This is a genomic window from Candidatus Palauibacter sp. (assembly GCF_965213655.1).
Taxonomy (GTDB): Bacteria; Gemmatimonadota; Gemmatimonadetes; order Palauibacterales; family Palauibacteraceae; genus Palauibacter.
The window spans coordinates 193,256-214,621 of sequence record NZ_CBDBZT010000001.1; the positions used below are offsets into that span (position 1 = coordinate 193,256).

Here is a 21,366-nt window from a genome sequence, read left to right on the forward strand (position 1 = left end):
AAGACGCAGAAGAGGGAGGAGGAAACGGGAGAGCGGATTCCGCTCGCGCCGTGTAGGTTCGGGGCAGCGAGCGCGAGACGCGGGGCGGGTGGAGGTCGGCATGGTGCGGAGACTAGAGACGTTGAGCGGCGCCCGAAAGCGGGACAGACGAAACAGGCGGACGGTCGCGACCCTCGGGCTGGCCACGCTCCTGGCCGCCGGCGCCTTCGCCTGCCTCTCCTCCTCCAACCCCGCCGCTTCCGCTCTCGCCCCCACTGACGCCGGCGCCGCCCCCGCGGCTGCCTCGGGTGCCCGGCCGTCTCCGTTCGGCGGCGCGCCGGTCGAGCCCACGCCGTCGGCCGCCGCGGAGATCTGGGTGGAGGAGACGCTCGCCGGTCTCAGCCTTCGGGAGCGGGTCGCGCAGCTGGTGATGGTGTGGATGAGCGGCGGTTACGCGCCGCGCGACAACGAGGAATTCACGCGCATCGAGTCGCTCGTCCACGACGATGCGATCGGCGGCATCGTGATCTCGCTCGGGACCCCCCTCGGATACGCGGCGCGGCTCAACCAGCTGCAGTCATCGGCCGACGTGCCCCTGCTCGTCGCCGCGGATTTCGAGTCGGGAGCGGGGTTCCGCGTCAGCGGCGTGTTCGCGCTGCCCAACATGCTCGAGATGCCCGGCGCGACCGTCCTTCCACCGGCGATGGCGTTCGGCGCCGCGGACGATGAGGACTACGCCTACGAGGCGGGCCGGATCACCGGCATCGAGGCGCGGGCGCTCGGCGTCCACATCACCTTCGCGCCGGTGCTCGACGTCAACAACAATCCCGCCAATCCCATCATCAACACGCGCTCGTTCGGGGAGGATCCCGAGCGCGTGGCGGCGCTGGGCGCGGCCTTCATCCGGGGCGCGCGCGAGGCCGGACTCCTCGCCACCGCCAAGCACTTTCCCGGTCACGGGGACACCGGCACGGACTCCCACCTCGCGCTTCCGACGATACCCGGCGACCGCGCGCGACTCGACAGCCTGGAACTCGTTCCCTTCCGGCGCGCGATAGAGGAGGGTGTCGATGCGGTGATGACGGCCCACGTCGCGGCCCCCGGCATCCTCGGCCCCGGGGCCCCGCCCGCGACGCTCTCCCCGTACTTTATGACGGAGATGCTGCGCGAAGACCTCGGCTTCGACGGCGTCCTCTTCACCGACGCGCTCGACATGGCCGCCATCGCTGACGACTACGGGGCGAGCGAGGCGGCGATCCGCTCGCTGGAGGCGGGAAGCGACGTGCTGCTCATGCCGCGCGAGCCGCTGCGGGCCATCGCGGCCGTCGTCGGCGCCGTCCGCTCCGGCCGGCTCACGCCCGAGCGCATCGAGGCTTCCACGCGGCGGGTCCTGGAGTTGAAGGCGCGCGCCGGCCTGCACGAAGCGGCCGAGGTCGACCCCGCCGCCGTCCCGCGGCTCGTGGGAACCCGGTGGCACGAGTCCTTCGCCCGCGGGGTCGCCGCGCGCTCCATCACCCTCGTGCGCAACGACGCCGGCGCCGTGCCGCTCGACAGCCTCGAGACGCGCTCCGTGCTCTCGGTGACCTTCGCCAGCGACAACAACCTGGCCGCGGGGCGCGCCTTCGACCGCGAGCTCGGCCGGGCCGTACGCGTCCGACGCGCGCGGGTCGGCTTCGACACGCATCCCAGCGTCTACGATGCGCTCGTCCGCCGCGCCGGCTCCGCCGACGCCGTGATCTTCTCCGCCTACGTCCGGCCCGGCGCCGCCGAGGACTCCAACGACCTCCCCGAGGAAGTCCGCCGCTTCCTCCGCCGACTCGACGACGCCGGCCGCAGATCCGTGCTCGTCTCGTTCGGGAGCCCCTACCTGCTCACGTCGGTGCCGGAGGCCGGGACGTACCTCATCGCGTGGGGCGGGGGGGACGCTTCGCAGGAGGCCGCTGCCCTGGCGCTCCTCGGCGCCCCGGTCTCGGGCCGCCTGCCGATCTCGCTCCCGCCCCGTCACGCGCTCGGCGATGGTCTGGTCAGCGGCGGGAGCCCGGAAGCGGAAGCGGTGGCAGGGCTGGCGCCCAGCGGCGGGCAGGGGTTGCCGGTCACGGCCGGGCGCGTGCGGCGGCCGTGGGAGGAGTGGCCCGTCAACGTGGAGATGGACGGGGATTCCCTCGCCCGCGTGGACCGGATCATCGACGCGGCGATCCGGGACGGCGCGACGCCCGGCGCGGTGCTGGCGGTGGGACGGGGAGACCGCGTCGTCCGGCTGCGCGGCTACGGAAGCCTGGACTGGGCAGTCGGGGCACCGGCGGAGGCCGGGGCGCCGTCAGGGCCCGGGACTCCGGAGATCGTCGGGGCTCCCGCGACGGATTCGAGTCTGTACGACCTCGCGTCGCTCACGAAGGTCGTCGCCACCACGACGGGGGTGATGCAACTCGTCGACCGCGGCGATCTCACGCTCGACACCCGGATCGGCGAACACCTGACGGAGTGGTCGGAGGGATGGAAGCGGGATGTCACCGTCCGCCACCTGTTGACGCACCGGGGGGGACTGCCGCCCTTCCGTCCCTTCTGGCGCACCCTCGAGGGAGAAGAGGCGTACCGCGAGGCGATCGATACGCTCGAACCCGACTATGCGGTGGGGGACAGCACCGTCTATTCGGACATCGGGTTCATGACGCTGGGTTTCCTGATCGAGGAAATCACGGGACAGCCCCTGGACTATTACCTGCACGAGTCCGTCTTCCGTCGGCTGGGGATGCTGGAGACCTGGTTCAATCCGCCGCGCTCGCTGTACAGCCGCACGGCTCCGACCGAAGTGGACACCGTGTACCGGCACCGGCACGTGCTCGGGGAAGTGCACGACGAGAACGCCTACGCGCTCGGGGGCGTGGCGGGACACGCGGGACTCTTCTCCTCGGCCTGGGACCTCTCGAAGTTCGCCGCCTGGATCCTCGCCGCCGCGCGCGAAGGACGGAGTCTTCCCGTCACCGAGCGCCCGCCGCGGGGGCCGTACACCCGTTCATTCTCGGCACGTCTCGGCTCGCCCTCGCCGGAGGTGGTGGCGCGGTTCACGGCACGGGCCGCCCCCGGCTCGAGCCGGGCGCTGGGCTGGGACACGCCCTCCGGACGCTCGTCGTCGGGCGACTACTTCGGTGAGGAGGCGTTCGGGCACACCGGGTTCACCGGGACGAGCTTCTGGGTCGATCCGGAGCTGGATCTCTTCGTCGTCCTGCTCACGAACCGCGTGAATCCGACGCGGGACAACCGCAAGCACATCGAACTCCGGCGGGCCGTGCACGACGCCGTCGCCACCTCGATCCGCGACCGGTCGGTGCGGCGACGCGATGCGGGCGACGGGGGCGACCGCTGACGCCTCTCGACTTCGCGATCCTCGTCGTCTATTTGGGCGGGGTCACGGCGTGGGGGGCGTGGCTGGGGAGGGGCGCGCGCGGGGGAGAGGAGTATTTCCTCGGGCGCCGGGACCTGCCGTGGGCAGTCGTCCTCCTTTCCGTCGTGGCGACGGAGACGAGCACGCTCACCTTTCTTTCGATCCCCGGCATCGCGTACGGAGGGTCGCTTGCCTTCGTGCAGATCGCGGCCGGCTACGTACTCGGGCGGATCGCGGTCGCCTCGTGGCTGCTGCCCGCGTACCGCGAGGGCCGGCTGCGGACGGCCTACGAGATGCTGGAGGCGCGGTTCGGGACGGAGACCCGGCGCCTCACTTCCGGAATCTTCATGATCACGCGCCTTCTCGCGGACTCGGTGCGGCTGTTCGCGACGGCGATTCCGCTGACGCTGGTCACGGGGTGGCCGCTCATCACCTCCGTGCTCGTGATCGGGGCCGTCACCTTCATCTATACCTACATCGGCGGCATCCGCGCGGTCGTCTGGGTGGACGCCTCGCAGATGGCGCTCTACGTGGCCGGGGGGCTCATCGCGCTCGTCGTCCTCGGAGGCGCCGTGCCCGGCGGCTGGCCCGAGATCCTCGCCCGTGCAGGGGAGGCCGGGAAGCTCACCGTCATCGACCCCTCGCTCGACTTCGGGCGACCCTACACGCTGTGGGCCGGACTCCTCGGCGGCGCCTTTCTCTCCATGGGCTCGCACGGCGTGGACCAACTCATCGTCCAGCGCCTCCTCGCCTGTCGCGACCTCGCGGCGAGCCGCCGCGCCCTCATCGGCAGCGGCTTCGCCGTCCTCTTCCAGTTCACCCTCTTCCTCTTCGTTGGTCTGGGCCTCTGGGCGTGGTACGACGGAGCCTCCTTCCCGCGCTCCGACGAGATCTTCGCGGGCTTCATCGTCGAGGCGCTCCCGGCCGGCGTCCGCGGTCTCCTCATCGCCGGCGTGTTCGCGGCCGCGATGTCTACCCTCTCCAGTTCGATCAACGCCCTCTCATCGGCGACCGCCTACGACTTCTGGGCGGCGGCCCGTCCCGGGGCGGACGAGAGGCGGATCCTGCGCGTGGGGAGGATCGGGGCCGTCGTGTGGACGGTGCTGCTCGTGGCGGCGGCGATCGGGTTCATCCCGCTGAGCGAGGAGAGCACCGCCGTCGAGGTGTCGCTCGGGATCGCGTCGCTGGTCTACGGCGGGCTGCTCGGGGCCTTTGCGCTCGCCCGCTTCTCGCGCCGCGCCACGAGCCGCTCGGTCCGCGTCGGGATCGTGGTCGGGATCGGATCGGTCACCGCGATATGGATCGGGGCGCGCGCGGCGGTCGCCTGGCCGTGGTTCGTCCTCATCGGCGCGGCGGTCACGGTGGCGGTCGGGCTCCTCGCGGGTGTCAGGCGGGCTCCGGCTCGTCACGGAAGGTAGCCAACTGGCGCGGGAGCGCCGCCCGCGCCTACGATCCCCGGCTATGAGAGACTCGAACGGCGCCGACAGCGGCGCTCTCATCGTGCGGGGGGCGCGGGAGCACAACCTGCGCGACGTCAATGTCGAACTGCCGCGCGACCGGCTCATCGTCGTCACCGGGCTCTCCGGCTCCGGCAAGTCGTCGCTCGCCTTCGACACCATCTATGCGGAGGGGCAGCGCCGCTACGTCGAGTCGCTCTCCGCCTACGCGCGGCAGTTCCTCGGCGTTATGGAGAAGCCCGACGTCGATGTGATCGAGGGGCTCTCGCCCGCCATCGCCATCGAGCAGCGCACGGCGGGCGGCAACCCGCGTTCCACGGTCGGCACCGTCACCGAGATCTACGACTACCTGCGGCTCCTGTGGGCCCGCGCCGGCACGCCCCACTGTCCCTCGTGCGGCCGCCCGGTGCGCCCGCAGTCGCCGTCGCAGATCGCCGAGCAGATCCTCGAGTGGCCCGCCGGCGCCCGCATCGAGGTCCGCGCTCCGCTGGTGAGGGGGCGCAAGGGCGAGTTCCGCGAACTGTTCGAGCGCACGCTGAGCGAAGGCTTCGTGCGCGCACGCGTGGATGGAGAATTGATCGACCTCTCCGACCCGCCGCTCCTGAACCGGCGGCAGAACCACGATATTTCGGTCGTCGTGGACCGGCTCACGGTGCGCGCCTCCGACCGCGAGCGGCTGTCGGATTCCGTGGCCACCGCCCTCCGCATGGCCGACGGCGTCGTCGAAGTCGCCCTGCACGGGGAGGGTGGGGCCGGAGACGGCGCCGGGGCCGACAACGGAGCCGAGACGCAGCACCTGTTCAGCGAGCGGTACGCCTGTCCGGGGTGCGGGCTCGGCATGCCGGAACTCGAGCCGCGGCAGTTCTCCTTCAACTCTCCGTTCGGCGCCTGTCCCGAGTGCGACGGGCTCGGCTCCCAGCGCGTGCCCAACGCCGACCTCATCGTGGGCGGGGACCAGATATCGATCCTCGAGGGGGTCCTCCTGCCCATGGGGACGCCGAGCGGGAGCGCCCGCCGCCACCGCCTCCCGCGGCTCGCGCGCAAGATGGCGTTCGACCTCAACACCCCCTGGGGAGAACTGAACGAGGACCAGCAGGAGGCAATTCTCTACGGCGACACCGACGTGGGCTGGGAGGGAGCGATCGCCGCCACCCTGCGCCGCTACCACGAGACGACGAGCGAGCGCGTGCGCCTGGCGCTCGAGGAATACATGACGCTCTCCACCTGCCTCGCCTGCGAGGGCGGCCGGCTGCGGGCCGAGAGCCGGGCCGTCACGCTGGAGGGGCTCTCGCTGCCGGCGCTCACCGGGCAGTCGGTGGCCGAACTCCGCCCTCTGCTCGGCGGCTGGCTCGAGCGGGCGCGCGCGGCCGGCGGCCAGACGGCCGAGATCCGGGTTCCGATACTGAAGGAAGTCGTCGAGCGCCTCGAGTTCCTCGACCACGTGGGGCTCGGCTACCTCACCCTGTCGCGCTCCGCCGGCACCCTCTCGGGCGGCGAGGCGCAGCGCATCCGCCTGGCGACCCAGATCGGGAGCCGCCTCGTCGGCGTCCTCTACGTGCTCGACGAACCGAGCATCGGGCTCCACCCGCGGGACAACACCAAACTCCTGCAGACGCTCGGCGCCCTGCGCGACCTCGGGAACACCGTCCTCGTCGTCGAGCACGACGAACTCACGATCCGCCGCGCCGACCACATCGTGGACATGGGACCCGGCGCGGGCCGCCACGGCGGGGAAGTGCTCGTCTCCGGCGGCATCGACCGCCTGCTGGCGGACAAGCGCTCCCTCACCGCCGCCTACCTGCGCGGCGAGCGCGAGATCCCCGTGCCCGAACGCCGCCGCCCCCCGGACCGGGGCAGCCTCATCGTGCGCGGCGCGCGCGAGCACAACCTGCGGGCCATCGATGTCGAGTTTCCGCTGGGGACGTTCATCTGCGTCACCGGCGTCTCCGGCTCCGGCAAGTCCACCCTCGTCGAGCGGATCCTGTACCGCCGGCTCGCGCGCGAGATGTACCGCTCCAAGCTCGTCGCCGGCGCGCACGACGCCATCGAGGGCATCGACCTCCTCGACAAGGTGATCGATGTCGACCAGAGCCCCATCGGCCGCACCCCGCGCTCGAACCCGGCCACCTACACCGGCCTCTTCACCCCCATCCGCGACCTGTTCGCGCGGCTGCCGGAGTCGAACATCCGCGGCTACGCGCCGGGCCGCTTCTCCTTCAACGTGAAGGGCGGGCGCTGCGAACCGTGCCGCGGCGACGGGCTCGTGAAGATCGAGATGCACTTCCTGCCCGACGTGTACGTGCCGTGCGACATCTGCCGGGGGCGGCGCTACAACCGGGAGACGCTCGAGGTCCTGTACCGCGGGCGCAGCATCGCCGACGTGCTCGCCATGAGCGTGGACGAGGCGCTCGAGTTCTTCGACGCCGTGCCCTCGGTGAAGCGCCGCCTGAGCACCCTGTCCGACGTCGGCCTCGGCTACGTCACCCTGGGCCAGCCCGCCACCACGCTCTCCGGCGGGGAGGCGCAGCGCGTGAAGCTCGCCACCGAACTCGCGAAGACGAGCACCGGGCGCACCGTCTACATCCTCGACGAACCGACGACGGGCCTCCACTTCGAGGACGTGCGCCTCCTCCTCGGCGTCCTCCACCGCCTCGCCGACCGAGGCAACACGATCATCGTCATCGAGCACCACATGGACGTCGTGAAGACGGCCGACTGGGTCATCGACATGGGGCCGGAGGGGGGCGCCGGAGGCGGTCGCATCGTCGCCGCGGGCCCCCCGGAACTGGTGGCCGAGACCCCCGGCAGCCACACCGGCGAACACCTTGTCTCGCTGCTCGAAGACCGCCTCGCCCCCCCCGCCGCGAGCCTCGCCGCCCGGGAGTAATCACCCCCCTGTTTTGGAGGCGCTGCGTCAGGCGACTCCCCCTATCCTCAGTCGGTGCCCGAAAAGGCTGAAAACACGGCGTTTAAGACCCGATTTACCCCCCGTTTGGGAGGCGTGCACGCCAAAGCGGGGGAGTATTTTCACATGGGCCTTCATGGGCTGGGGTGTGGTGCATCGAGAGCCATTGGTCCGTTCCCACCCCGAAACTTCCTTTCAAGGAGGAGTTGAATGAAGAAGGTGGAGCTGTCCCGCTTTCACGGACGGTTAGTTTCTGTGGTTGATCGTCTCGGGCTCTTCTCCTTTCGGCCTCTCTCAGGCGCTCGGGAGAGGACGTCCGTGCGCGCCGCCGGTGCGCCTCAGGCCGCATGGTTCCTCTCGTAGTCTGCCGGCGACTCGTAGCCGAGTGCGGAGTGCAGCCGCCGGGTGTTGTAGAAGCCCTCGATGAAGCCGAAGACCTCCCGTCGCGCCTCGTCCGCCGTGCGGAAGGAGCGCTTCCAGATCAGCTCGCACTCGAGCGTCGCGAAGAACGACTCGCACATGGCGTTGTCGTACGCATCGCCCGCCGAGCCCATGGACTGGGCGATGCCCGACTCGCGACAGCGCTCCCCGAAGGCGAGCGAGGTGTACTGCGAGCCCCTGTCGGAGTGATGGACGATGCGCCCCCGGGGACGACGGCGCGCGAGGGCCATCGACAGCGCGGCCTCGACGAGTTCGGTCCGCATGTGCGTCGCCATGGCCCAGCCGACGACGCGACGGCTCCAGACGTCGAGCACAACGGCCAGGTACAGCCAGCCCGCCCAAGTGGGCACATACGTGATGTCGGCCACCCACAGCTCGTCGGGCCCGGAGGCCGAGAAGTCCCGCCTCACCAGGTCCGGCGCGGGCCGGGCCTCGGTGTCCCTCTTCGTCGTCGCCGTCTTGAAGCGCCGCCTGGTCGCGCCCTCGATCCCCAAGCCCCTCATCAGCCGCCCCACGCGCTTCTGGCCCACCCGCTCGCCCTCGGCCCTGAGCGTCGCGTGGATCCGCGGACGGCCGTACGTCTCGCCGCTCCCGGTCCAGATCGCCCCGATCCGCGCCTCGAGTTGCGCGTCCCGCCGCGCGCGGTCCGAGGCAGGACGCTTGAGCCAGTCGTAGTAGCCGCTGGGGGAGAGACCCAGCACCCGGCACATGGCCCGAAGCGGAAACTCGGCCCGGTGCGCCTTCATGAACGCGTACCCCCGCCGGGGATCGATCCGCTCTCCTGCGCGGGGCACCGCCGCGCAGCGGTGGTCAGGCCGCGGCTTTTTTTAGGATGTCCCGCTCCATCCTGAGCCGCTTGTTCTCACGCTCCAGGCGCCGCAGTTCGTTGCGCGCCTCCGTCGTCAGCCCGTCGCTACGGAACCCCTCGTCCACGTCCGCCCGCCGGACCCAGTTCCGGATCGTCTGCTCCGACGGATCGAACTCCCGGGCGAGTGACGCGGCGCTACGCCCGCTCCTCGCCAGTTCCACCAGCCGCTCCCTGTACTCGGACGGATACCGCCCCTGCCGGCCCGCCATAGGACACCTCCTTGCTTGACCCCAATGGATAGGTGTCCGTCAAAGCGGGGCAACTCCAAACACCCACACCAGCGCTAGGCGATTCGGTGAAAGCTCAGGGATAGGCAGCGCATCTCCGACCACCAGCGGTTCGCTTGGCTTCTCGCAACCGAGCGTGCTGGCCAAGCCCGCACCCAACAAGATCCATCCCAGCATGGCCAGAAAGGCGGCTCGGCGCCTCACTGGGAGTTGATCCGTCTCTTGGCCACCACGATGCGATTGGGGATGAGATGGGTTGGATCCGCGAAATAAAAGAGGTCTTGGTCCACGAGTAGCAGTCGCGGGCTTCCGACCAACTGGAGTTGCACCTGCCCGAGCCGGTTCATGATCAGAAGGTCGCACTCGAAGAGGCGCCCTCGCGGCTGCACCGCTTGGATGACCATGTCGCCCCCCGCCGTGACGAACACGTCGGAGAGCTGGGTGATCGAATCAAGAGCTCCGCTCATCCCCGTGTACCCAACAGCGAACTCGTCAGGTGTGGGAAGCTGTCCCATCGGTCGTGGCAACGCCAAGGGAAGCTTGCCGAGAGCGTCCCCACGGCGGCTGAACTTGTAGAGCGTGTCGGACAGCGCCCAAACGGCCCAGATCGTATCGGCTTCAAGCGCGGCACTGACGGATGTGAACGTGCTCGCCACAGCCCGCGACTCCTCAGGTACGCCCATCGGCAAGAACCGGCGTTCGACACGGTCTTCCTGAGCATTCCAAATATGCAAGAACCGTGGTGCGTCACCCTCACCACCCGGACCCGCAAACAGGAAGCGGTCGTTATCTAGGTCGTAAGCGTCCATGATTAGCTGAACGGGTGGTATGACCGTGCTCGTGGAATCTGATTCCGGGGCGAAAAAAGTCACTCTCGCGAGCATCGCGTCCGCAACCACGATACGCCCATCCGTGGCTCGTCGGGCCGAGAGTGGCATCTGAAACTCCCCGGGACCGGTACCCTTTCGACCCAAGACGCCCCTTAGGGATCCATATCGGTCATATACGCGTACTTGGGCTTCTTGAGGGTCCGCAACGAGCAGTTCACCAGTGCCGTCGGTGCTGATTCTGGGAGAGACGGTGACAACCTCCTCGGTCTCTTCCAGAGTCAGCGACCTCACCACCTCAAATGCCTCGACGAACGCAACCGTGTCGACCAACGGTTCCCGTCCGATGTCCGACGAGTAGCCCGCGCCTCGTCCGTTTGCGTCGCCCCCACATGCCAGTGCTAGTGCCGCGGGCAGGAATAAACCAAGAACCCGGAAGGTAGCATGAGAATTAGAAGAATGTGGCGGATTGCCGCGGCTTCGGTGAGACTCCGGTGCCGACATGGGGTGCTTGCCCTAGAAGGGCGTGAGCGTGCAGCAGAAGCCGCCTCGGCACTCGCCTTTGCACACGATCCCGAAGAAGGGGATGAACCACGCCTGCAACCTCGCCTCGCTTGCGGCCGCCGTCTGACCTGCCGGAGATCCCATGAGCGGAACCGAGAGCGACATTGCGAAGACCAGGGCAGCTGCCAAGAGCAGCTTCGGGCGTGAGGTTTGCTTGAGGAGTTTCATCGGATTCGTTCTCCTATAGCCTGATCGGCTGGAAGGGAGGAGATTGAGAGGAGGCCCATTGCGCTCCGACGATCAGCGCGCCGTGGATCTGGCCGTGTGGACGACCACATGAGAAGGTACTCCAAGCAGCGCGGGTGTCAACTGCAACTGCTGTGGTCGCGAGTCCCCCGGGGCTCCAAGGAGGTCCTTGGAGGCCTACTGTGTTCCCGTCTGGGAAGAGGGATGGAATGGGGGGACATTCGAATCAATCGTAGTGCAACTCGTTGCTATGCAACTGTATAGCTATACTCTGGACAGCGTGGTCACCGTCACCGCGGCGGATCCGCAGGGCCTGGCCGCTCAACAGCGCTTCGAGGTGACGGTGCCCAACCGGCCGCCCGAGGCAGTGGGCGAAATCCCCGCCCGGACCGTGTCCATCGGCGAGACCGTGTCGGTGGATGTGTCGGCCTACTTCCGGGACCCCGACGGCGACCCGCTCTCCTACACGGCGGCATCCTCGAACCCCGGAGTCGCCGGCGCGTCCGCGGCCGGCAGCTCCGTCCGTCTCGCGGGGCGCGCCCGTGGCGTGGTCACGGTCGTCGTGACGGCGACGGATCCACAGGGCCTGGCCGTGCAACAGCGCTTCGAGGTGACCGTCCCCAACCGGGCGCCGGGAGCGGTGGGCGAGATCCCCGCTCAAGCGCTTTCCATCGGCGAGGCTGTGTCGGTGGACGTGTCGGCCTACTTCCGGGACCCCGACGGCGACCCGCTCTCCTACGCGGCGGCGTCCTCGAACGCCGGAGTCGTCGAGGCTTCGGCGACGGCGAGTTCCGTCGCGGTGGCCGCGCTCGCGGCGGGGGTCGCCACCGTGACCGTGACGGCGACGGACCCCGGCGGACTGAGCGCGACATCGTCGTTCGGCGTGACGGTCGAGACCTCCGCGCCGGGCACCTTCCACATCGAACTGGTGTTCGCAACTTCGGTAACCGGACCCCAGGAGGCGGCGTTCCGGGCCGCCGCTGAGCGCTGGATGGCGATCCTGGCGCCGACGGACCTCCCGGACGTCCCGGTGGACCGGACCCTGAATTGCGGCAGCGACCCGAGATTCCAGCGATCCGTGGGGACGATCGACGACGTGATGGCCGTGGTGGCCGTGGCCGAAATCGATGGCCCGGGCGGTGTGCTCGGACGAGCGGGACCCTGCTGGCTCCGGGGAGGGAGTTCGTTGCCCTTCTACGGTCGCATAGAGCTTGACGGCGCCGATCTCGATCGACTCGAGCAAGCCGGTGACCTGGAGGAGTTGGTCCTTCACGAGATGGGACATGTGTTGGGCATCGGAACGATCTGGGATCGGCTGGGACTGCTCCGCGACCCGGCCTCGGACACCCGGTCGCCCGATACTCATTTCACGGGTCCACTGGCCATCGCGGCGTTCGACGAAGCGGGCGGCACGGGCTACACGGGCGCCAGGGTGCCGGTGGAAAACGTGGGCGGCGCGGGCAGCCGCAACGGGCACTGGCGAGAATCGGTCCTGTCCCTGGAACTCATGACGTCGTACCTGCACGCCGGGGTGCGCGAACCGTTGAGCGCGATCACCATTCAGTCCCTCGCGGATCTCGGCTACGACGTCGATTCGACGTTGGCCGAACCCTACCGGCTGCCCGGCGCGGATGTCGCAAGGGCGCTCGAAGCGGCGCCGCGGATCCCCTACGGAGACGACATCTGGAGAGGACCGCTTGTCTTCGTCGACCCGGACGGACGCATCATGCGCGTGATTCCGCGCTGAGGCCTGCCCCCCGCCGCTTCGACCGGGGCGGCGACGCAAGCCAACCCACTTGATAGCTCGTTGACCCCGTACGCGACTTTGGTACGGTAACCGGAGGGACTACCTTCGGAGGGGGAAGCGATCTGGAGAGGAGGGTGCAGCGTGAACTGGGAATCGGTCCTGCCGATGATGACGGTTTCGCCATGCTGGTGGGTTCGGTGTGGACGATGACGAAGCTGTTCGCGCAACCGCTCGAGCGACACCTGGAACAGTTGGACCGGCGCATCAATCGGCTGGAGGGCAGGATGACCGAGGGGTTCGCGCAGATCCATGAAGACATACGCTCCCTGGGTACACCCCCGCCCCCTGACCATCCCGGCTTTGCTTTACTCGAGCCGCGTACGGCGCAACGGGAGTAGCGGCAGTTCGCTCTACCTTGCTGGGGTCGTCGTGCCCGTCGAGAACGAGATATCGGGGTCGCCGACCTGGGTCCGTTCATCGAACTGGGCGACGACCTCCTGCGCGTTCCCATACAGATCGTGGACGGCGACGGCCGCGTCACGCGCGTGATCCCGCCCCGCTGAGGTCGCTCCTTCCGCCCCCTCCGGTCTCCTGCTGATGATCGGTTGATCCTCTCTTGATAGGCGCTGCGATCCTGTAGTGCGTGGTGTGCGGGCGAGATTTTCGCGCGGCACGCCAATCGGTTACGTTCCAACCCGTTACCAGGAGTCGCCATGCCGAAGTCCAGGGCAGACGTTGCCAAGTCTCGACCCGCCGTTGAAACCCCCGGCGCCGGTACGGACGCGCGTCCGCGCGGGGACCGGGACCGGACGAGGGACGGGATCACGATCAGCCGCTGGAGTCTCGGGCTCTCGCTCACCATCGCCATCACGGCGTTGACGGGAGCCTTCACGCTCGTCTGGGACGAGGTCACGGATCTTCGCGACACGCAGGTGGGACTCGTCACCGGCCTGTCTCGCGTCGAAGTGGAGGTCCGGAGTCTCCGCGACGAAGTTCGTCGCGAAATCGGCGATCTCCGCGAGGAAGTCCGCAGCGACATAGGTACTCTCCGCGAGGAAGTCCGCAGCGACATCGGTGATTTCCGCGAGGAGATGCGCCAGTTTCGCGAGGAGATGCGCCGGTTCCGGGAGGAGATGCGGGACTCCGCCTCGTCCCGCGAAACCCCGGACGCTGCGGCCCAGTAGTAGCCCCCCTTCCCCTTGCCCGCGCGCGGGTTCCGTGGCGGGTGTCCGGGCGTTAACATGGCCCGCCGCCGGCGGTTCGCGCGGCCGTCCGCCGGGAAACTTCGGCCCAGGCCGCCTCGTAGATTCGTTTCACTGATGGCGGCCGGTCCCGGAGGGTACCAGTTGCGGCAAGGACAGCGATGAGCGTCTTCTTTTTTGTCATCATGATTGTGGCGCTCGTCACGTTCGGGAAGGTGGTCTCGAAGTTGGTCGATGCCCGCTCCGCGCCGCCGGCGCTGGAACCCGGCCGGGAGACGGAGATCGAGAGCCTGCGGGAGCAGGTCGCGCTGCTGGCCGGCGAGGTGGACCGGCTGACCGAGGAGCAACGCTTCATGACGCGGCTCCTCGAGACGGATGTGCCTCGCCAGCAACGGCGACCCGATTCACGATTGGGGGGATCGAACTGATGCTGAACAGAGAAGACATAGAGAGCTTCCTCATCCGCACCGGCGCGGCTTTCGAGGAACTCGACGATGGGCTGTGGATCGTCCACCCGGAGGGCGAGAGCGCGGAGTGGCAGCCGAGGATTCTGGTGAACTACCAGCCGCCGGTTCTCGTGTGCCGCGCCGACATCCGCGACCTCCCGATCGACGACGAAGACCAGCTCGCGCTGTACCGGAAGCTCCTGGAACTGAACGCGGTGGACCTCATCCACGGGGCCTACGGCCTCGAGGACGGCGAGGTCATCCTGAGCGACACGCTGGAACTGGAGAACCTCGACTTCTCCGAGTTCCGCGCCACGCTCGAGAGCCTCACCCTCGCGCTGACCTCGCATTGGGACAGCCTCACCGCCGACATCCCCAACGACTGAAGAGCAAGCACAGGAAACGAGCATAGACCATGGGTGTCCTGGACCGTCTTTCCCGGCTGATCCGATCCAACATCAACGACCTCATCGCTCGGGCCGAAAACCCCGAGAAGATGCTGACCACGATCATCGAGGACATGCGCCGCCAGCTCGCGCAGGCGAAGCAGGAGGTGGCCGTCGCGATCGCCGACGAACGCAAGCTGCGCGCGCAGTTCGAGGATTCGCGCTCCAGCGCGCAGGAGTGGGAGCGGCGGGCGCGGCTCGCGATCCGGGAGGGTCGCGACGACCTCGCGCGCCAGGCGCTCGTGCGCGGACAGGAGCACGCCCAGCACGCGACCGAGCTCGAGGAGCAGTGGCAGAACCACCGCGCCGAGACGGAGAAGCTCAAGGACTCACTGCGACAGCTGAACGCGAAGATCGAGGAGGCGAAGCGCAAGAAGAACCTCCTCATCGCGAAGCAGAAGCGCGCCGAGGCCCAGAAGCGCATCCACGACACCATGCAGGGACTGCAGGACAAGAGCGCCTTCCGTGCCTTCGATCAGATGACGGAGAAGATCGAGCAGGCGGAGCGCCAGGCGCTGGCGAGCGCGGAGGTTACGGAGGAACTCACGGGCGACACCCTCATCAGCGAGTTCGCGGCCCTGGAGGCGGGTGGCGACGCGGCCGTGGAGGACAAGCTCCTGGCCATGAAGGCCTCCATGGGCCTCCTCTCCTCCGGCGAGCCGGAGGAGGTGAAGGCGCTCGGCTCCGGCGCGGAGGCAGGGGTGGAGGCAAGGCCGGCGGAGGACAGCGCAGCCGCCGGGGCGGACACGGGGTCGGGCGACGACGACGGGGACGATATCCCCGAAGCGGAACTCCTCGACCTGCTGAGCGACCTTGAGGGCGGCGGCGATGACGATGCCGGCGGCGATGACAAGGCGGCGGCCAGGGGCGCATGAACCGAGACCGGAGGCGGAAGCGACTCTCCTCCTCTCGCATCACGATCCTCGCCGAGGGAGCCTTCGGCGTGGAGACGGCGAAGACCGCCTCCTCCGCGGTCCGCTACCAGCCGGAGCGCGTGGCCTCGGTCATCGACTCCCGCTTCGCCGGGAGCACGGTTGGTGAGACGCTCGGTTTCGGCGGCGACACCCCGATCGTCTCCACCTTCGCCGAGGCGATGGCGCTCGAACCCCGTCCCGAGGTGCTCCTCGTAGGGATCGCGCCCCAGGGCGGACAGCTCCCCGATGCGTGGCGCGCCGTGCTCGTGGCCGCGCTCGAGGCGGGCCTCGACATCATCAGCGGCCTCCACTTCTTCCTCTCCGACGACCCCGGGCTGTCGGCGCTGGCGGAACGGCACGGCTGCACTCTCTTCGACCTCCGCAAGCCGCCCCCGGACCTTCCGGTGGGCGCCGGCCGCGTGATGGGGACGGACGCCTTCTGCGTGCTCACCGTCGGCACGGACTGCAACACGGGGAAGATGACGGTCTCGCTCGAGCTGCAGCGCGCGCTGGCGGCCCGGGGCGTGCGCGCGGCCTTCGCCGCCACGGGGCAGACGGGCATCCTCATCGCGGGCACGGGGATCGCGGTCGACGCCGTGGTCTCCGACTTCATCTCGGGCGCCGCCGAGCGTCTCACGCTCGAGGCCATCGGGGGTCTCGCCGAGGACGCCGGCTCCGGCGACCGCGGGGGCGACGACGGCGGCGGGGGCGACGACGGCGGCGCGGGCATCGTCCTCGTCGAGGGGCAGGGGTCGCTCATGCACCCCGGTTACTCCGGTGTCACGCTGGGCCTGCTGCAGGGCACGCTGCCGCAGGCGATGATCCTCACCTGGATGCCGAGCCGCCCCCGCATCTACGGCGGCAACCACAGCTGGGTCGTCCTCCCCGACCTGGACGAGGTGATCCGCCGCTACGAGGACGCGCTCGCCTGGGCCTGCCCCGAGGTCCCCGGCCGCGTGATCGGCGTCTCGCTGGCGACCTACGACATCTCCGAGGACCGCGCCCGCGCCGCCGTCGAACACGCGCGCGAGGTCACCGGCCTCCCCGCCACCGACCCCATCCGCTTCGGCCCAGAGCCGTTGGTCGACGCCATCCTCCACGCCCGCGAGGCCCACCGGGAGTCCGCGGCCCCCGCCTGCTGATCGGCCGCCATTGAGCCGCCGTTGAGCCGCCGTTGATTTGCGGCCGGATTCTCTGTGGGAGCGCGGTGTCGACAGGACGAGACCCGCCCACGAGCCCGATGCCCTACATTGAACGACAGCCTCAGGAGGACCGCTCTTGCCCACACAGGAAGCCCTCGCTCCCGCCGGCGACTACGCCGATCTCGTAGATGCCATCGTCACGGCCGTGGAAGCCAGGTTCGACGCCCGCTTCATGGAACTCAAGTCCACGGTACTGGGACTGCGCGAGGGATTCCTCGACCTGCGCGACCGGTTCATGGACCTGCGCGAACACCTGGACGTGCGGCTCACTGCCGTGGAAGAGCGGCTCGATACGGTCGAGCAACGGGTTGGCGCGGTCGAACAGAGAGTCGAGAGGATCGAACAGAGAGTCGAGAGGGTCGAGCAGAGAGTCGAAATCGTCGAACAGGGGATCGTCACCATCGTGGAGAAGATCGCCGAACTCGATGTTCCGCGTCGTCAGGTGGGGTTCAATTCGCCGGACTCCTGAGACCGGTCACACCCGGCCTCCCGCACGGCACGCTGCCACCGGCCGACGGTCGCGTGCGGACGGTTACCGCGCATCGGACGGGATCACGATCACGCGCTGGAATCTCGGCCTCTCGCTCACCATCGCGCTCACGGTCGTGGCGGGTGCCTTCACGCTCGTGTGGGACGAGATGACAACCTTTCGCGAGACGCAGGTAGCCCTCGTCGAGAGTGTGTCCCGCGTCGAGCCAATAGACGCCACCCACGTTCGAGGCGGCCTACGACCTCGCCGCCTACGACCTCGCCGCTTCGGACCACACTTCCCGTAGCCAGGGCTCGAGGCGGCCATTTCCGGCCAGAAATCCGCCCCCCGTCTTGCGGTCCAATCCAATCTCGCGGTCCAATTCGGTCTCGCCGGCGAAGGCGCGGATGATCCGGTCGCCGCCCCGGATCGCCTCGTCCAGCGGGGGGTCGCCAAGGGGGTTGCCGACCGCGTCCTCCGCTGACGGCAGTGCACTGAAATTGCCGCCGGCCTCCTGCACGATGAGGGCGCCCGCGGCCACGTCCCACGGCATCAGCCAGTGCTCCCAGAAGCCGTCGAGGCGTCCGCACGCGACATCGCACAGGTCGAGCGCCGCGGCCCCGGCCCGCCGCACCCCACTCGAGGCCTCCAGCATCCTCCCGAGGACGGCCAGATAGCGCGGGATCATCTCCCGCCTTTTGAACGGAAACCCCGTCCCCAGAAGGGCGAGCCCCGGATCGGATACCGCCGACACCCGGATCGGCTCGCCGTCCCGCCTGGCTCCACCTCCTCTGCGCGCCGTGAACTCCTCCCCGTTGGCCCCGTTCACGACGACCGCCGTCCTCAGCCCGCGCGCATCGACCGTCGCGATCGACACACCCCACGACGGGTAGCCGTGCAGCCAGTTGGTCGTCCCGTCCAGCGGGTCGATGACCCACAGCATCCGCTCGTCGGAACCGCCGGCGTCGGACATCTCGCGCGGGTCGTCTTCGGCCAGGACCGCGTGCCTCGGAAAGCGGGCACGGACGCGGTCCACGATGAGGCGGGCGGACTCCCGGTCGACGACGGTGACGAAGTCGCGCCAGCCCTTGTCGACCGCCTCAGCAGGGTCGATTGCCCCCTGCATTTCGCGCTGCAACGCGGCCGCCTCCCGCGCCGCCAGGAGGCTCGTCTCGATCAGCGCATCGTCTTCCGGCGTCACCTTCGTCCTTCCGATCTCACGTTCGTTCTTCCGGTTTCAACGTCCATCGGACGTTCCCGCGGGAACGTTTCCCGTCCTCCCGAAGACACGGGACGGTCGTCAGGGTCGCATCGTGTGACGCGTGACGCGATACTACGCGCACCATGAGCGCTACGAATCCTACCAACCCCCCGACCCCCACGAGCGACAAGGCGCCGCCGGGTCCGCGCAAGCGCGTCTTCAGCGGCATCCAGCCCACGGGTCAGGCGCACCTCGGGAACTATCTCGGCGTGTTCCGGCGCTGGGCGGCGATGGTCGACGAGTACGAGTGCTTCTACTGCATCGTCGACCTGCACGCGATCACGCGCGAGTACGAGCGCGAGGACCTGCTGCGCCGCGTGTTCGACCTCACGGTGTCGCTCGTGGCCTCGGGGATCGACCCGGAACGCTGCACGCTCTTCGCCCAGTCGCACGTCCCCTACCACAGCGAACTCCAGTGGATGTTCAACACGGTCACGCCGGTGGGCGATCTGGGACGGATGACGCAGTTCAAGGAGAAGTCCCAGGGCCGCGAGTCGGTGAACGCGGGACTCCTCAACTATCCGGTGCTGCAGGCGGCCGACATCCTCCTCTACCGGGCCCACTACGTGCCGGTGGGAGAGGACCAGCGGCAGCACCTGGAACTGTCGCGCGAGGTGGCGCGGCGCTGGAACGCGCGCTTCGGGAGCTTCTTCCCGGAGCCGGAGACGCTCGTGGGCACGGGGGCCCGCGTCCGCGGGCTCGACGGCGTGGCGAAGATGTCGAAGTCGAAGGACAACACGGTGCGCATGGTCGCCGAGCCGGACGAACTGTGGGCGCGGCTGCGCACGGCGGTCACGGACCCGGCGCGGGTGCGGAAGGACGATCCCGGCAACCCGCACGTGTGCAACGTCTTCGCCCTGCACGAATTCTTCACGGACCCGGCCGAGCGCGAGGAGATCGAGATCCTCTGCCAGACGGCGGGCATCGGCTGCGTCGCCTGCAAGCGGCAGCTCACGGACAACGTGGCCGAGGACCTCGCCCCGGTGCGGGAGCGCGCGGCGGAGCTCCGGGCGCACCCGGAGCAGGTGATCGAGATCCTGGCGGCCGGAGCGGAGCGCGCCCGCGCCGAGGCCGCCCGCACGATGGAGGTCGTACGCGAGCGCATGGGCGTCGGCCCCCGCACGCTCGACGTCGACCTCCCCCACCTGGCCGCGAACGGCGCCGGGACCGGCTCGGCGGGCTCCGGGAGCTGAGCCGGGAGGCACGTTGCGCCGCTTCGTGATCTGGATGTACGCGCCGGAAACCCCCCACTGGTCGATGCCCGACTGGTCCTTCGAGCGGATCGGTGCCGCGCTGGACCCAGAGTGGGAGATCGAATCGGTGCGAGTCGCGCTCGAGGCGTCGGGCGACGGCGTGCGCGTGACGCCGCCCGAGCTTCTCGAAGCCGTGGTCGACGCGGAGGTCTACTGCGGGTGGGGGATCCGTCGCGACGTCTTCGAGGCCGCCCGCAAGCTGCGCTGGTTCCACTCGGGCGCGGCCGGGGCGCGGAACTCGCTCTTCGGCGAGATGTGCGAAAGCGACGTCATTTTCACGAACTCGGCGGGCATGTACGCGGACTCGTTGGCGGACCACGCCCTGGCCGGCATCCTGTATTTCGTCCGCGGCCTGGACCTCGCCGTACGGGCGCAGCGCGAGCGCACGTGGGTCCAGACCGCGCTGAACTCGCCCCGCAGTCCCCTGCACGCCGCGCCCGCCCGCGGCGAAGTGGCCGGAGCCTCGCTCGGCATCATCGGCTACGGCGGCATCGGATCGGCGCTCGGCCGCCGCGCGCACGCCCTCGGCATGCGAGTTCAGGCCATTCGCCGGCGCCCCCGCACCAAGCCCCCCGAGCTCGACCGCCTCGAGGGCCCCGATTACCTGCCGCAACTCCTGGAGTCCTCGGATTTCGTCGCGCTCACGGCGCCGGAGACGCCGGAGACGGACGGCCTCCTCGACGCCGCGGCGCTGGCCCGTATGAAGCCGGGTGCCGTGCTCGTCAACCTCGCCCGCGGCACCCTCGTCGATGAGGCGGCGCTCGTCACCGCGCTCGAGACGGGACACCTGCGCGGCGCCATGCTGGACGTGTTCGAGACGGAGCCGCTCCCCGCCGGCCACCCGCTGTGGCGCATGGAAAACGTCCTCGTCACCCCGCACGTCGGCGGCACTTCGGCCCGCTTCTGGGAGCGCGAGACGGAGTTGATCGTGCGCAACATCGCCCGCTACCAGCGCGGCGAACCGCTCGAAAACCGGGTGGACAAGACGCGCGGCTACTGATGACGTACCGCGGCGTCATGGCTTCTCTCCCTGATGTCTGTCGATTTTCGAGAGATGCCGGTGCTCGACCTCACGGTCATTCCGTTTCTGCTGCAGAGCAATCCGGATCGTTCGATCCTCTCTTCAGCCGCGGGATTCCCGCAGGACCCGCCCGGCGACCCTAGCAGCCGGACGGAGTAGTGCAGAAACCAGCTAGATTGATACGCTATCGATGTAAGTCCTCTTGCCTCTCTCCCGTTTGGGGTGTCACTCTGCGAAGTGACGGAAGGACATGGGTTTCTTGCGCCGTGATGCCGTTGCCGGGTGCCGCGGTGACCTGGGCTTCGAGCGACGCGTCGGTGGTGACGGTGGACGGGACGGGTCTGGTGACGGCGGTCGGCGACGGGAGCGCGATGGTGACGGCGACATCGGGCTCTGCGCAGGGGAGCGCGACGGTGACGGTGTCGCAGGCAGCGACCCTGATGGCGCTTTACCACTCCACGGGCGGGCCCGACTGGACGAGGTCGGACAACTGGGGCACGGACGCCCCGCTGGGCGCTTGGTTCGGCGTGGAGACGGACGCTTCCGGGAGGGTCACGAAGTTGGCCCTC

17 protein-coding genes and 1 pseudogene are annotated in these 21,366 nt (G+C 69.2%); 14 read left to right on the plus strand and 4 right to left on the minus strand.

Features of this window, described 5'->3' with window-relative positions; translation table 11 throughout:
* Window positions 1–121 precede the first annotated feature (121 nt).
* From ACOOGH_RS00855 to uvrA, 3 genes are read left to right on the plus strand one after another with little or no spacing between them, the layout of a single operon-like run.
* Entirely contained in the window at window positions 122–3,343 is a 3,222-nt protein-coding gene (locus tag ACOOGH_RS00855) for a glycoside hydrolase family 3 N-terminal domain-containing protein (protein WP_420447121.1), read from the plus strand.
* 32 nt (window positions 3,344–3,375) lie between these two features.
* Complete coding sequence (locus ACOOGH_RS00860) at window positions 3,376–4,779, plus strand: sodium:solute symporter (protein WP_420447122.1); 1,404 nt, start codon at window positions 3,376–3,378, stop codon at window positions 4,777–4,779.
* Window positions 4,780–4,822: 43 nt separating this feature from the next.
* A complete protein-coding gene (uvrA, locus tag ACOOGH_RS00865; RefSeq protein WP_420447123.1) occupies window positions 4,823–7,705 on the plus strand; it encodes an excinuclease ABC subunit UvrA in 2,883 nt (960 codons plus the stop codon).
* A 356-nt stretch (window positions 7,706–8,061) separates the two neighbouring features.
* Here uvrA and ACOOGH_RS00870 read toward each other — a convergent pair.
* The 3 genes and pseudogenes from ACOOGH_RS00870 to ACOOGH_RS00880 form a co-directional block, all read right to left on the minus strand.
* Window positions 8,062–9,241, minus strand: a pseudogene (locus tag ACOOGH_RS00870) (IS3 family transposase).
* 218 nt (window positions 9,242–9,459) lie between these two features.
* On the minus strand, window positions 9,460–10,419 hold the full coding sequence (locus ACOOGH_RS00875; protein ID WP_420447124.1) for a hypothetical protein: 960 nt from the start codon (window positions 10,417–10,419) through the stop codon (window positions 9,460–9,462).
* Window positions 10,420–10,602: 183 nt separating this feature from the next.
* Window positions 10,603–10,818: a hypothetical protein gene (locus ACOOGH_RS00880; protein ID WP_420447125.1), complete on the minus strand. Its 216-nt coding sequence runs from the start codon at window positions 10,816–10,818 to the stop codon at window positions 10,603–10,605.
* A gap of 268 nt (window positions 10,819–11,086) precedes the next feature.
* Here ACOOGH_RS00880 and ACOOGH_RS00885 point away from each other — a divergent pair, with 268 nt between their 5' ends.
* From ACOOGH_RS00885 to ACOOGH_RS00920, 8 genes are all read left to right on the plus strand, one after another.
* Window positions 11,087–12,583: an Ig-like domain-containing protein gene (locus ACOOGH_RS00885; RefSeq protein ID WP_420447126.1), complete on the plus strand. Its 1,497-nt coding sequence runs from the start codon at window positions 11,087–11,089 to the stop codon at window positions 12,581–12,583.
* Between the two features lie 134 nt (window positions 12,584–12,717).
* Window positions 12,718–12,981 (plus strand): hypothetical protein, encoded by a 264-nt coding sequence (locus ACOOGH_RS00890; RefSeq protein ID WP_420447127.1) that lies wholly within the window; start codon window positions 12,718–12,720, stop codon window positions 12,979–12,981.
* A gap of 315 nt (window positions 12,982–13,296) precedes the next feature.
* Window positions 13,297–13,767, plus strand: a complete 471-nt coding sequence (locus tag ACOOGH_RS00895; RefSeq protein ID WP_420447128.1) for a hypothetical protein — start codon at window positions 13,297–13,299, stop codon at window positions 13,765–13,767.
* A 179-nt stretch (window positions 13,768–13,946) separates the two neighbouring features.
* Window positions 13,947–14,213 (plus strand): hypothetical protein, encoded by a 267-nt coding sequence (locus ACOOGH_RS00900; protein ID WP_420447129.1) that lies wholly within the window; start codon window positions 13,947–13,949, stop codon window positions 14,211–14,213.
* Window positions 14,213–14,617 carry a CesT family type III secretion system chaperone gene (locus ACOOGH_RS00905; protein ID WP_420447130.1) on the plus strand — a complete coding sequence of 135 codons (405 nt, stop codon included), beginning with the start codon at window positions 14,213–14,215 and terminating at the stop codon, window positions 14,615–14,617. Before ACOOGH_RS00900 ends, ACOOGH_RS00905 begins: the two co-directional genes overlap by 1 nt.
* Before the next feature lie 29 nt (window positions 14,618–14,646).
* Entirely contained in the window at window positions 14,647–15,552 is a 906-nt protein-coding gene (locus ACOOGH_RS00910; RefSeq protein WP_420447131.1) for a PspA/IM30 family protein, read from the plus strand.
* Window positions 15,549–16,733 (plus strand): DUF1611 domain-containing protein, encoded by a 1,185-nt coding sequence (locus ACOOGH_RS00915; RefSeq protein ID WP_420447132.1) that lies wholly within the window; start codon window positions 15,549–15,551, stop codon window positions 16,731–16,733. The genes ACOOGH_RS00910 and ACOOGH_RS00915 overlap by 4 nt, the downstream gene beginning before the upstream one ends.
* A 136-nt stretch (window positions 16,734–16,869) precedes the next feature.
* Complete coding sequence (locus tag ACOOGH_RS00920) at window positions 16,870–17,262, plus strand: hypothetical protein (protein WP_420447133.1); 393 nt, start codon at window positions 16,870–16,872, stop codon at window positions 17,260–17,262.
* Window positions 17,263–17,533: 271 nt separating this feature from the next.
* On the opposite strand, the gene ACOOGH_RS00925 is transcribed toward ACOOGH_RS00920, so the two are convergent.
* Window positions 17,534–18,463 carry an inositol monophosphatase family protein gene (locus ACOOGH_RS00925; protein WP_420447134.1) on the minus strand — a complete coding sequence of 310 codons (930 nt, stop codon included), beginning with the start codon at window positions 18,461–18,463 and terminating at the stop codon, window positions 17,534–17,536.
* Window positions 18,464–18,606: 143 nt separating this feature from the next.
* On the opposite strand from ACOOGH_RS00925, the gene trpS reads away from it, so the two are divergent.
* The 3 genes from trpS to ACOOGH_RS00940 all read left to right on the plus strand — a co-directional run.
* Window positions 18,607–19,716 (plus strand): tryptophan--tRNA ligase, encoded by a 1,110-nt coding sequence (gene trpS / locus ACOOGH_RS00930; protein ID WP_420447135.1) that lies wholly within the window; start codon window positions 18,607–18,609, stop codon window positions 19,714–19,716.
* 13 nt (window positions 19,717–19,729) lie between these two features.
* Window positions 19,730–20,776: a D-2-hydroxyacid dehydrogenase gene (locus ACOOGH_RS00935; protein ID WP_420447136.1), complete on the plus strand. Its 1,047-nt coding sequence runs from the start codon at window positions 19,730–19,732 to the stop codon at window positions 20,774–20,776.
* Between the two features lie 290 nt (window positions 20,777–21,066).
* On the plus strand, window positions 21,067–21,366 hold a 300-nt coding region (locus ACOOGH_RS00940), incomplete at its 3' end, for an Ig-like domain-containing protein (protein ID WP_420447142.1).

What these genes read in the sequence shown, in the direction of transcription:
- trpS (WP_420447135.1), top strand. Translation starts at nt 18,607, where the DNA reads ATGAGCGCTACGAATCCTACCAACCCCCCGACCCCCACGAGCGACAAG.
- ACOOGH_RS00910 (WP_420447131.1), top strand. Translation starts at nt 14,647, where the DNA reads ATGGGTGTCCTGGACCGTCTTTCCCGGCTGATCCGATCCAACATCAAC.
- ACOOGH_RS00885 (WP_420447126.1), top strand. Translation starts at nt 11,087, where the DNA reads ATGCAACTGTATAGCTATACTCTGGACAGCGTGGTCACCGTCACCGCG.
- ACOOGH_RS00905 (WP_420447130.1), top strand. Translation starts at nt 14,213, where the DNA reads ATGCTGAACAGAGAAGACATAGAGAGCTTCCTCATCCGCACCGGCGCG.
- ACOOGH_RS00900 (WP_420447129.1), top strand. Translation starts at nt 13,947, where the DNA reads ATGAGCGTCTTCTTTTTTGTCATCATGATTGTGGCGCTCGTCACGTTC.
- ACOOGH_RS00915 (WP_420447132.1), top strand. Translation starts at nt 15,549, where the DNA reads ATGAACCGAGACCGGAGGCGGAAGCGACTCTCCTCCTCTCGCATCACG.
- uvrA (WP_420447123.1), top strand. Translation starts at nt 4,823, where the DNA reads ATGAGAGACTCGAACGGCGCCGACAGCGGCGCTCTCATCGTGCGGGGG.
- ACOOGH_RS00895 (WP_420447128.1), top strand. Translation starts at nt 13,297, where the DNA reads ATGCCGAAGTCCAGGGCAGACGTTGCCAAGTCTCGACCCGCCGTTGAA.
- ACOOGH_RS00880 (WP_420447125.1), bottom strand. Translation starts at nt 10,818, where the DNA reads ATGAAACTCCTCAAGCAAACCTCACGCCCGAAGCTGCTCTTGGCAGCT.